This is a genomic window from Pseudoalteromonas sp. J010 (assembly GCF_003934235.1).
Taxonomy (GTDB): domain Bacteria; phylum Pseudomonadota; class Gammaproteobacteria; order Enterobacterales; family Alteromonadaceae; genus Pseudoalteromonas; species Pseudoalteromonas peptidolytica.
Window position 1 is genome coordinate 119,525 of sequence record NZ_RDBW01000018.1, and the last position, 11,544, is coordinate 131,068.

Below are 11,544 nucleotides of genomic sequence, written 5' to 3' on the forward strand. Positions count from 1 at the left end.
TCAGCGTTAAAACGTCCATTGTTAAAGAGCTGTATGGCGGTTTTCCGCTAGATGTGTCGATTTTACTGTGATTTTTGCCACTTTTCTACTCGCTTATTAAAAACATTTAATTACCATAAGGTTAGTAATCGCTAGTTGAGAGGGGATTGATGAGTACCAAGGGCTAGCGATAACAGGTAGTTTGGGAGGTACCTATGTGTAAAATAAGATTAAAGCGAAACGTGTAGCCGACAGGGTATCCTGTTGATATTGCAACCCCCATATTGAAAACATTTTTTAATGAAACTTGATCAAAGACATACTCACTCATCATTACGTTAATTTTATAATAATATTACTTCACAAATTTGTGAGTTGTATACATTATGGATGTTTACCTTGCTCGCTGCTTACTATCGCTACACCTAATACAGGGTGTTGGTCAATTTTTTGATATTTTCGGAAGGAGTCTATGACTTATTGCTATCTATTTGAGGCAAAATCAATCCAAAGCTATTTGTTTAAAACAGGTAAGCTCAAAGACGTGATTGCCGCTAGTGAACGGCTAGATATGCTGGTTGATGATAACAACAGCGTCTTGGCTGAAGTGCTTGAACAGCTGGGATACAGCCATAATTTAGCTGATAAAAATGCAGAAGGTGAGATACAGTTTTTACGCTGTAAAGGCGCTGCATTTTCAGCATATAGTAAAGATAAAGCACCGCTCCAAGCATTACGAAACCTGTGGACGCTTACCGTATTGCAGCTTTTTCCCGGCTTGGCATTTTGTGATGCGTTGGAAGGTGGAATGGATAAAGCGACCAACGAAGGAGCGCAATCGCTGCAAAGTGTTGTCAAGTTGGCGCAACAACGACTAGCTGCCGATCACAATCAAGCTAAAGTGACTTTACCCCTAGCCCCTGCGATTGCAAACATAAGCCAGCGAACTGGTAACGCGCAAGTACCAACAAGTAAACTTGCTAGTTTTGCGCCACAAGAGGAGGTGGAGTCTGAACGCCTCGACCTAGATACAGATCTGCATCGCCAAGCTTACCAGGTTATGAACCTCAAAGATCAAGGTGCCTTACAAAGTAAATACTCGCCAAATGAGCAGACCTACAGCTACCCTACAAACTTTGAAAAGTCTAACAGTGACAACATAGATCAAAGTTTTGATTTTAGTACCGAGCAAAACGCGTACAAGGGCAAGCAAAACGACGAGCGAAAAGACATCGCATTGGTACACATAGACGGAAATGGGTTAGGCATCATTTTGCTCAAGCTCAATAAAGCATTGAGTACAGTTGATGAAAAGATATATGCCAATGCCTATCGTAGCTTCTCAGAAGGACTGGCAAGTGCCACAAAAAAAGCAGCACAGGCTGCAACTCAGATAGTGGTAGATTATGGACAGACGGATAACACCTTGGCTATGCGCCCACTGGTGCTAGGCGGTGATGACGTGACTTTGCTGATCCGCGCCGACTTGGCACTACCTTGGAGTAAGCAGTTCTGTCTTGTTTTTCAGAAAGCTTCGCAAGAAGTGCTCACAAACATTTTCGCTGTTATCAAGGAACATGGTGATGCTGATGTTACAAAAGACATGAAAGGCTATTTGTCTGCCAGTGGGGGCGTGTTATTCCAAAAAGCAAATCATCCTTTTACAAACAGTCATCATGTAGTTGAAGGGTTGTGTGCTAACGCTAAACGCCTAACTAAGCAAATTGACGACAATGTTGGCCCTGCCGCGCTGTCATTTTTGCGCTTGTCTAACACAGCAACTCAACACGTGGAAGAAGTGATAAAACAAAATGTAGCGGTCACTGTTGATAAACTCGGGACGCTAACACTGGCCTTGCCCGCCTATTTAATTGACAGTGACGAACAATATCCGTGTTTGCAGGATTTATATGACTTGTTTGAAGTATGCCTAAAGAAGGACACACCAATGACCATGAGTAAATGGCGACAAGTCTTAACTCATTTGTCTTTAGGCAATATGGACGAAGCAAACCGCATTTACGAGCGAGCGAAAATACTGAAAAAAGAAGGAAAGGCAGCGCTTGAGGAGGCATTTTACATGCTCAGTAAATCGCAAAATGACACAGCGTGGTATTGGCAGCAAGGTGACGAGTGGATTTCACCACTAAAGGATTTAATGGTACTTGAGCGCTTTTATTTTAAGCCAGATGAAGCAGCGGAGGCACAATGAGCCAGTTCATTATAACATTGGATATTCAAAGCTATTGGCACATTGGTAGTGGTGAAACAGGCAGTTATGCCGACGCCCTAGCACTGAAAAATGCAGCAGGTTTACCCTATGTACCGGGAAAAAGCATAAAAGGGTTGTATAAAGAAGCGTTTGAAAGAGCGGTAACTGCTAAGTGGTTTGACGGCAATATCATAAATTTGCTGTTTGGAGATGAAGGTGCTCAGCAGCAAGGCATATTACAATTTACAAGTGCAACGCTTTCTTCTGCCGAGACTTGTTATTTTACCAGTGAGTCAGGAAGTAACGCCAAAAAGTTACTATTTAGGGTGATCCACGCAACTAAAATTGGGGCAAGCGGCGTGGCTGAAGACGGCAGTTTTAGAGCGCTAGAGGTGGCAGTGCCTATGGCGCTGAGCGCTGGGGTGAACTTAAATACCAACCACCCGAATTATCAGCAAGTGCTTCCTCTATTAGGCGGCGATGTTACACAAGCACTAGATAGGGTGGGGCGACTTATTTTTGCGCTCGGCGCTAAGCGGCAGCGAGGTTATGGAGAGGTGAAGATCGGCATTACGGCCAAAGAGGAGGCAGCATAATGCGGATATATTATCAAATTACCACTCAAGATCCTGTGATCGTCAGCCAGTCCAACGCAACAACAAATAACCATAATACCTGTGACTTTATTCCCGGCAGCGCCATCTTAGGGGCACTGGCCGCGAAGTTATACCCTGAACTTGCAGATCAACAAGACACAAGCTGGGCGATATTTCATTCCGGTGCTGTACAGTTTAGCCCTTGCTATCCGTTAGTTGGAGATGAAGTCGCATTACCCATTCCGGCATCTTGGCATATTGAAAAAGGTAGACCTATCTTTGAACACGCCAAACTAAACCAACAAACCGTGAATATCCCAAGCGTGTTGTATGCCCGTGAAGAAACGCAATATAAACAATTGCGCAGTGGTTTTATCACCAGCAATGGGGATGAAGCGCAAGTAAAAATGGGGCAAGTGACTAAAACTGCAATTAACAATGAAAGTGGTACCGTGGAGCTTGGGCAGTTATATAGCTATAGCTACATCGAGCAGGGGCAAACATTTGTTGGGTGGATTGAAACGCCTGCTAGTTACCAGTCGCTTATCGAAGACGCGCTTTGTAAAGTAACCCGCATTGGGCGCGCTAAAAACACTGAGTTTGGCCGGGTCACTGTTACACCGATTACCGGGAAAGTAGCACACCCACAAGCACTGCGCTCTCAATTGGTGCTTTGGTGTATGGCAGACTGTGAATTTTTAGATGAATTTGGCAATAGCTGTTTGTCGCCAAGCGGCAACATGATTGACCCTTTGCTTGATGGCATAACGCTTAATATCGACCAAAGCTATATTCGCAGTCACACAATGGCAAGGTTCAATCAAAAACGCCAAAGCTTTGATAGCCAATCACAAGTGATAAGCAAAGGGAGTGTCTTGGTATTTGAGTTAAATGGCCATACCCCAACTCAAGCCACACTCAATAAGATTGTAACTAGCGGCCTTGGCATTAATAAGCAATTTGGACAAGGTTGGGTGATGGTTAATCCCAGTTGGTATCAAACCAAGCAACTAAATATGAGTAGCTTGTATTCTCCTTTATTGGTAGAGCCTGTGAAGCCGAAAAAGTTAGTAGATGATCACATGCTTGCAGAATCTACCTTGCTTAAGTGGGTAACTGAGCAGCAAGCTGCGGAGCAATCAAAGGCGAGCGCAAAAGAAGCAGCACTAGAATTATTGCAAGTAGTGGCAAAAGCCTACGAGAGTGCACGTGGCTTTAATAGTTTGGGTAAACACCTGCAAGTGGGGCCTACATTAACTCAGTGGAATAGGATTGGTGAACTAGTCAAGGCTGATATAGGAGACTGGAAAGCGCAAGCATTTGAGGGTGAGCACTGTATTTGTAAAGCCAAAAATGACGAGTTTGGTTGGGGGATAGAGTGGCAAGGAGATACAGGGTATACCAATTTTGCTGACACAATGAGTGCCGTGCTTGCTCACCACTCAACGGCGGTGATGAGGCTGTTTTTAGAGCAGCTTTGTCAATATGATCCGTCTACCTTTGATGGCTTAAAACGCTTTAAAGCTTATCTCAGTACCCAATCGCAAGGAGGTAATTAATGATAGGGTTAACATTGGCGCGTATCGTAATAGAAACCCAAACCCCACTGGCTATTCATTCTGGTTTGCGAGAGGACGGTTTTGACACTCAGTTGGCTCGTGATGCAAATGGCCTGCCTTACATTCCGGGTACCAGTATTGCTGGAGTTTGGTTACATCTGGCAAAGCAACACTTACAATCCAAAGTAAACACCGATGAATGGTTTGGTTCAATCAAGCAACGGTCATTATTGAAAATCTCTAATGGTGTATTAATTGACAGCAAAGGTAAGCTGGTAAAAGGGTTGATCCTACCCTCAAAAATTAAAGATGACACACTACTTAATCGGCTCGCGCAAGCAAGTCCACATCACCGTGAACGTGTGGCAATTAACGACAGGGGCGTTGCTGAAGACAAAGCAAAGTATGACCAAATTTTATTGCCCAAAGGGATCCGCTTTTGTGTTGATATTCGTGTTGAGAGCCAGCAATTAAAGGCTGATGAATGGCAACAACTCTTGTCCTTGTGGCACAGTCGCTTGTTTGCACTTGGGGCAGATACACGTAATGGGTTAGGTCAAATCAAAGTCATCGGTGTACAACAAACACATATTGATCTGAGTGACCTAAGTGGAGCTCACCCTACGGACAAAATCAGTGACTTTTTTGCAAGTCCACTCCCCACTACTCATACACTGAGCCAACAAGAAACTCCTTTAATAGAACTACAACTCGAAGTAGATGGATATTGGCGTTTTGGTAGTGGAGCCACGCCTTTGAATCAAAGCGGTCACGATGCCGCGATGCTCAGCTACAGTGAACCCAGTGTCACTTGGCAAAATGGCATTCCAAGCTGGCAAGTGCCCAAGCCCGTACTGTGTGGTAGTGCGATAAAAGGTATTTTGGCGCATCGTACCGCATTTCATTATAACCGTATTACCGCGCGCTTTGCTGAAACACTTGCAGATGCAACACACCAACAGTGGCAGGCAAGGCCCAACAAGTTAGCTGATTTATTTGGCACTATTGAAGATGACCAAGTGCCGTTGAAAGAAGACTCGTCACCAAAGGCTGGTCGATTAATCGTAGAAGACAGTCCAATAGAGTATAAGCCGGAGCAGGTAACAGTGCGGTATCACAATAGCATTGACCGCTTTACAGGTGGAGTACGCCGAGGGGCTTTATTCAGTGAAGAGCTGCTCTACGAACCAACAATAACAATACGGATTTGGTTATTAGGTGATGAACAGCTAGACCACAAGTTGCTGCAAGCGTTTGAAGCGACAATCGATGACTTAACCAATGGCTTATTGCCCCTCGGTGCCGGCGCAGGACGCGGAACTAGTCTTGTCAAACCAAGTGGTGGATTTGCCAAAGGAACGTTAGCCTATTTAAGTTTGGAGTCAGGTCAATGAGTATCGAAACCTACAACAAGTTAAAAGAAAACCCTCAATCAATTATCAAACCGTTGCTGCCCACGCTCATCGCGGCCAAGTTACAGCATGAACAAAGTACCAAAAGTGTAGACGCAGTAATTGAAACGGTTAACTCAATGGACGCGACGTTTGGTTGGGCGATGTATCGAGATGAGATTATCAAAACTACGGTACTGACGGGCCGCCATGACCTCATTGAGGGAGAGTGGTCAAATGGGACAAAAACCATCAAAGTCAAACTACTTGGTGAGCACCAATACTTGTTTGTTTGTATGGAAGCTACAACAGAAAAAACGCAGCAGCAAGCATACAAAAAGCAAACCTTAATCACCCGATATGGCCCCGCCACATACTTTATTTGGTATCAACTCATTGATGAACGCTGGCACCCAATGGCACAGCAATTTATCGGTTTTAGTGAGGAGCAAGCGTAATGAGCCATGTACATGCACCATACCATTTTGTACCGCTATCAAAATGGGTTTACATGCCTGAATGGGCGCACTTAGTTAGTCACGATGTTCCTTTTCAAGATGGTCTTAGCGGCAGTATTGAGTATACATTAACCAATAAAACCCCACTGTGTGTGGGGAGTCAGCATCATCAGCAAGAAAATCAGCCAACGAAAGTCTTGTGGCATAGAAACCCGCATGGACAGTTTGTGATCCCTAGTACATCCCTAAAAGGTGCTATCAGAAATACTCTAGAAATATCGAGTTTTAGCAAGTTTAAGTCAATAGATGATCAGCGTCTTTCCTATCGTACGATATCTTCTGGTAGCGAATATTTAAAGGAGGTGTCTAATAGTGCAAAAGTTGAAGCTGGTTGGATAAAATATTGCAATAAATCATCAGCTTGGCAGTTGAGCCTGTGCAATTTTGCTAAAGTGAAGCACACTGATCTCAAACCTTATTGTCGGGTAAATATTCGAAATGAAATGTCAGCTGTTGAAAAATATCAAGCGTTACCTATTACTACAGACATTGAGTTTGATACCAACACACTAAAGCGTAGCAAAGATGGCACCCACACAATTAAACATGTTGGCCAAGGTGGAACTAAGGGAAGCATGGTGTTTTGTAACAACCGAGTAGTTGATGAACTTAAAGGTAAGCCGGAATATTATGAGTTTAGCTATTGCTTTCATGGCAAGTCACAAAAGGTTGTATCTGGTGCCCACATAAACACCCTCGTGGATGGCTGTTTGAGCAGTCATAATGAAAAACAAGTACAATTCTTAAAAATGAACCCACACCCTGAAAAGGGGATCCCTGTCTTTGTATTAATAGATAAAAAAAACCAGAACATAAAAGCGCTAGGCTTAGCAAAGCTACCACGAATGATGTACAAGCACAGTTTTTCGGAGCTGGTGGATCGTAAACAAAAAGACGCAAGTAAAGCGCTTATTTTCGATATGGCAGAGTGCATTTTTGGTACGCTGAGAGAAGAAGGGTTGAGTTTAAAAAGTCGTGTGAGCTTTACAGATGCAGTTTGCCAAAAGAAGCTTACACCAACCTGTACAAAAGTGATTTTAGGTTCACCTAAACCTAGTTTTTTGGCGGCCTATTTAGAACAGCCGCTCAAGGATAATTATGTTGACTATAACAGTCACAATGCAGAGCTGGCGGGTTGGAAGCGATACAAGTCGTTAAACAGATTTGAAAGCAATTACAATCAGAAAGAGCATGACAACGATAAAGTACTCAGTGAAATAGAACTATTACCAAGTGATACTCAGTTTAATGGCAGAGTGGTGTTTCATAATCTAAAACCTGAAGAGCTTGGCGCGATATTATGGTCGTTAACCTACGGAGAAAAATCACAGTGCTTACATCAAATAGGTCACGGAAAAAGCTTAGGTGCTGGAGCCTGTGCCATTGAGGTGGAAGCGCTGAGCTGTAACGGTGAAGCTCGGACGCCAACAGAGTTTATAGAAAGATACGTGCAGACAATGGAGCGAGCTTACCCCAGCGAGCACCATACGTGGAGTGATAGCCCCCAATTAAGGCATCTCATTGCTCTGGCAAATCCTGCTACACATGAGCATACAATCAATACATATATAGACTTCAATTCAGGTGATTATAAAAAGATACAAAATGGCAAATTGTCGATGCCTCAACTTGAAGTCGCAGGAAAGTCACTGCCTCGAAAAGAGCCAGAAGAAATCACAACGACAACAGCACCAAACTTTGCTAAAGGGCGGCTCGCGGCCTTAATTACTGATGAAATTAGAGAGACCCTCTGGTACAAGATGCACAGCGAAGAGGCCGAAAAACGTCAAGAGCGAGCATCACTTGATGCGATGCCAGACGATGTAAGAGAAATTGCAACGCTGAAATTGCGATTTGAGCGCACAGAGAAATTAGCGCGACAACACCTTCATGTAGAGGTTGTCGCTTTGTGCCATAAGGCACTAGAAAAACAACTATCTCCACAAGCAATACGTGAGCTGATTGACTTAATTAGCGATGAGACTGTTGATTTTCAAAATGTAGGTAAAAAGAAAAAAAAGGACAGAGAGCGCTTAATAAAAAGCGTTAAGGAGCTAATGTAATATGCTGGGGACTCTACTAACCCTAACGCAGCACTTTCCCGTGCTGCGACTTAGGTTTACCTTACAGCTACAAGCGCAAGCACAGTTGCCCGATTTCAAAGGATCTATGTTTCATGGCTGGGTTGGACAGGCGATAAAGCAGCATGATGAAAAACTGTTTTATATTTTGTGTGCAGAACATGAAGGAGGGCAACCAAAACCTTATGCTATCAAGCTGACAGACGAGCACCAACAGCAATGGCAAAAGGGCGAGCTGCTGAGCTTTGACTTAATGTTATTTGGCGAAGCCGTCCATCTGTCGCAGCGGGTTATTGATGCCCTGAGTGAAGGCGTACGGCTTGGGATTGGTGAGTACACTTCTCAAGGCCGCAGCCCAGTTAAGCTGCTTTCGGTAGCTAGCGTACTGCCCGGTCGGATTTTACCCGGAGTGGTGACAACTGTACTACAAGACTGGATAAATACCGAGCTTACAGACGGTCAATGTGAGCTCGCACTGCATTTAAAAGCGCCGTTACGCTTAAAACACAAAGGCGCTATTTCAGCAGACTTTTTGCCCGAGCTATATGAACTAAATCGCCATATTTGTAGGCGGCTTAGCCAGCTGACAAAATTTTGGGTCGCTGACGAGCCTACACTGTTAAATGCACTATATACAGCGCAGCCGCGCCTTGGTGAATACCAAGCTCAGCACCACTGTTACTTTGAAAATTGGCAACGGTTTTCACTAAAGCAGCGCGCCAAACAACCGTTTGGCGGCCTAAAAGGCATGCTCAGTTTTTATGGAGATATAGCTCCCGCCAAACCTTGGCTGCAAATCGGTCAAGTACTCAGTGTTGGCGGTAAAACCACTTTTGGTTTGGGTCATTACGAGCTAATAGGTTAGGTGAGTTTAGTCACATCACTGGTAATAAAATCATACATGTACGCCATTTCATCAATCTTTTCTGGTGAGCCATCAAACTCATCAAGCTTATTGGTACAGATGTACATGTTTCTTACTGTAGTATTGAGTGTCGCGAGGCAACCTGCAACCGTAACCGCTTTAGTAGCAGCGGTTACGTCAAGAACTATGTCGTACTCTTTTACAGCAAGTTTGCGTTGTACAAGGGAAATGAGTTTTATGTATGCTCCTTTCATAATGTCTACATCACTAAAGTCTAAACCAGAGGTAGGGCAGCGGTCTTGCTCGATTTCACTACAACAAACAAGGGTGTTAGTTTCACTACAGTAGAGGTGGATCTTAAACGGTATATTTAGCTTCTTTTGTCCTGCCTCAATAAATTTAGCCAGTACCATATAATTTTCTACTGAGCCTCGCCCCCTAGTTGTAGTTTTTGAAACTACCATTACAAGGTGTTCCAGTGCTGGGGCGTTTTTTTGAATTGCAGCAAGCGTCACAGCGGAATTATGTTCACCTAGCTGTTTAGTTGCATCGGCAAAATCATCGAAAGTAAATTTAGGTAAGTCTTCTTCGGTATTGAAGGTAGAAAGCGGGATAATCAACACTTTTCTCGCGGTATTTTTAGACTTTCTATTGATTAAATCAATAATATCCCTTTGATAAGTAAATGTTATGATGGCAAAAAGTGCTGTTACCGCAATAAAATAGATATAGACAAATGATTGGTACAGTATTTGGCAGATTTCAAACCAGCTATTAATGGCAAAGGTTAGGCCAGTTACAACCAGTACGATCCATTGATGCCTTCTTTTTTTCATTAATGCTCTTTTAGAGTGCACCCATTTAAGTAAAGCAGCACAAGCCATAATCAAGAATAGCGAGACTAAAGTAGCATTCCCTAAATCATCAGTAATATTTGTGAGTTCATTACTAAACCAAGCAACAATGCTTGCGAGCAAGGTAATGACTAAAGTAACTCGAAGGCACCTGAAAACTTTGCATCTAAGTGTAAGAGCGTCGTCATATCCCTGTTTTCTATTGGACTCCAAGCGCATTGCAAAAATGTGGTAAAGCAAAAAGAATACTGTTGAAATAATGATAATGATGGATAGCGACAGTAATATATTTGAATAGATACCTACAAATATAAGGCCCTGTGTTAAAATGCCGCCAAGCGCTCCTGTTAATACTAATATCGCTAGAGACATAGCATAGAGTGTGCATGTAAGGTGGTTTTTCTCGCCATTATGTTGAGTGTGGTTAATATTAGTCATATCGCCAATTCCTTGTGTATATCCGCCTACTTTATAACAATTTCATCACCATGGTCGAGAATTAACGGTAGGCTGAGTTGCTTTGAACACAGTGATGATTATCCCCGTCGTTGAGTTATTCGGAAACCTTTTTAGCCGGAATCGCTACCCTCTGGTACTCATTAAAACCCCGCTCAGCTAGCGATTATTAACTTTATGAAAATTAGCCGCTTTTTAATAAGTGAGTAGTAAAAGCGCAAAAATCGCAGTACAATCGAGCCGTCTAGCGGAAAACCGCGATACAGCTCTTTAACAATGGACGTTTTAACGCTGGCCGTCACGCCCCGCACACATAGGGGATTGAGACTTTTAGGGTCTGCTTTTGCTTTTCAAAAGCGTTAGTCACGCCCCGCACACATAGGGGATTGAGACGCCATCGATATAAACGAGCTGTTTAAATATCCGGGTCACGCCCCGCACACATAGGGGATTGAGACAGCTTGGTTCTCCGTGTCAAAAATAGATAAAAAGGTCACGCCCCGCACACATAGGGGATTGAGACAACTCTACAATCATATCTGCTCGCATACTATCACGGTCACGCCCCGCACACATAGGGGATTGAGACTTTTTGCTCTAGGTGTGGCATTTCGTTACCATCAAGTCACGCCCCGCACACATAGGGGATTGAGACTAATTCACCTATACGCATTGATTTAAAGCCCTTATGTCACGCCCCGCACACATAGGGGATTGAGACTCCCCAGTAGCAGTTTAGCCATACTACAACTTTGTCACGCCCCGCACACATAGGGGATTGAGACAAGCGAAATGGGCGAAAGCGGTAAATAAGCAAAGGTCACGCCCCGCACACATAGGGGATTGAGACATCTAATGTAAAGGCGTCGATGATATGTTGTTTGGTCACACCCCGCACACATAGGTTGAAACCCGTCTCGAGACAAGCGAGTGCTCGCAGCTTGGCTAGGGTTGAAACTGAGGCCTTGGATGGCCGAAGCGGTTAGCGCTTCATGGACGAATCAATGTGCACGGCCTAAAATTGGAAAACGGA

General features: G+C 43.8%; 8 protein-coding genes and 1 CRISPR repeat array. Of the genes, 7 read left to right on the forward strand and 1 reads right to left on the reverse strand.

All coding sequences use genetic code 11. The features are described 5' to 3' along the window. Positions 1–451: 451 nt before the first annotated feature. The 7 genes from EAG18_RS11405 to cas6 are packed head-to-tail and all read left to right on the forward strand — an operon-like array spanning position 452 to position 9,201. Positions 452–2,191, forward strand: coding sequence for a hypothetical protein (locus EAG18_RS11405; RefSeq protein ID WP_125252503.1), 1,740 nt, complete (start codon positions 452–454; stop codon positions 2,189–2,191). Next, positions 2,188–2,787 carry an RAMP superfamily CRISPR-associated protein gene (locus tag EAG18_RS11410; RefSeq protein WP_125252504.1) on the forward strand — a complete coding sequence of 200 codons (600 nt, stop codon included), beginning with the start codon at positions 2,188–2,190 and terminating at the stop codon, positions 2,785–2,787. Before EAG18_RS11405 ends, EAG18_RS11410 begins: the two co-directional genes overlap by 4 nt. After that, positions 2,787–4,346, forward strand: coding sequence for a hypothetical protein (locus EAG18_RS11415; RefSeq protein WP_125252505.1), 1,560 nt, complete (start codon positions 2,787–2,789; stop codon positions 4,344–4,346). Before EAG18_RS11410 ends, EAG18_RS11415 begins: the two co-directional genes overlap by 1 nt. Continuing rightward, positions 4,346–5,740: an RAMP superfamily CRISPR-associated protein gene (locus EAG18_RS11420; protein ID WP_125252506.1), complete on the forward strand. Its 1,395-nt coding sequence runs from the start codon at positions 4,346–4,348 to the stop codon at positions 5,738–5,740. The genes EAG18_RS11415 and EAG18_RS11420 overlap by 1 nt, the downstream gene beginning before the upstream one ends. After that, a complete protein-coding gene (locus EAG18_RS11425) occupies positions 5,737–6,195 on the forward strand; it encodes a hypothetical protein (RefSeq protein ID WP_125252507.1) in 459 nt (152 codons plus the stop codon). Before EAG18_RS11420 ends, EAG18_RS11425 begins: the two co-directional genes overlap by 4 nt. Further along, positions 6,195–8,318 (forward strand): TIGR03986 family CRISPR-associated RAMP protein, encoded by a 2,124-nt coding sequence (locus tag EAG18_RS11430; RefSeq protein WP_125252508.1) that lies wholly within the window; start codon positions 6,195–6,197, stop codon positions 8,316–8,318. The genes EAG18_RS11425 and EAG18_RS11430 overlap by 1 nt, the downstream gene beginning before the upstream one ends. 1 nt (position 8,319) lies before the next feature. Continuing rightward, positions 8,320–9,201 (forward strand): CRISPR system precrRNA processing endoribonuclease RAMP protein Cas6, encoded by an 882-nt coding sequence (gene cas6, locus EAG18_RS11435; RefSeq protein WP_125252509.1) that lies wholly within the window; start codon positions 8,320–8,322, stop codon positions 9,199–9,201. Here cas6 and EAG18_RS11440 read toward each other — a convergent pair. Continuing rightward, a complete protein-coding gene (locus EAG18_RS11440) occupies positions 9,198–10,493 on the reverse strand; it encodes a hypothetical protein (RefSeq protein WP_125252510.1) in 1,296 nt (431 codons plus the stop codon). The genes cas6 and EAG18_RS11440 overlap by 4 nt on opposite strands. A 315-nt stretch (positions 10,494–10,808) precedes the next feature. Beyond that, a CRISPR array of direct repeats spans positions 10,809–11,426; the repeat unit is 31 nt; unit sequence GTCACGCCCCGCACACATAGGGGATTGAGAC. Positions 11,427–11,544 lie beyond the last annotated feature (118 nt).

Excerpts from the sequence above, each read along its gene's own strand:
- EAG18_RS11405 (WP_125252503.1), top strand. The coding sequence starts at position 452 with ATGACTTATTGCTATCTATTTGAGGCAAAATCAATCCAAAGCTATTTG.
- EAG18_RS11410 (WP_125252504.1), top strand. The coding sequence starts at position 2,188 with ATGAGCCAGTTCATTATAACATTGGATATTCAAAGCTATTGGCACATT.
- EAG18_RS11415 (WP_125252505.1), top strand. The coding sequence starts at position 2,787 with ATGCGGATATATTATCAAATTACCACTCAAGATCCTGTGATCGTCAGC.
- EAG18_RS11420 (WP_125252506.1), top strand. The coding sequence starts at position 4,346 with ATGATAGGGTTAACATTGGCGCGTATCGTAATAGAAACCCAAACCCCA.
- EAG18_RS11425 (WP_125252507.1), top strand. The coding sequence starts at position 5,737 with ATGAGTATCGAAACCTACAACAAGTTAAAAGAAAACCCTCAATCAATT.
- EAG18_RS11430 (WP_125252508.1), top strand. The coding sequence starts at position 6,195 with ATGAGCCATGTACATGCACCATACCATTTTGTACCGCTATCAAAATGG.
- cas6 (WP_125252509.1), top strand. The coding sequence starts at position 8,320 with ATGCTGGGGACTCTACTAACCCTAACGCAGCACTTTCCCGTGCTGCGA.
- EAG18_RS11440 (WP_125252510.1), bottom strand. The coding sequence starts at position 10,493 with ATGACTAATATTAACCACACTCAACATAATGGCGAGAAAAACCACCTT.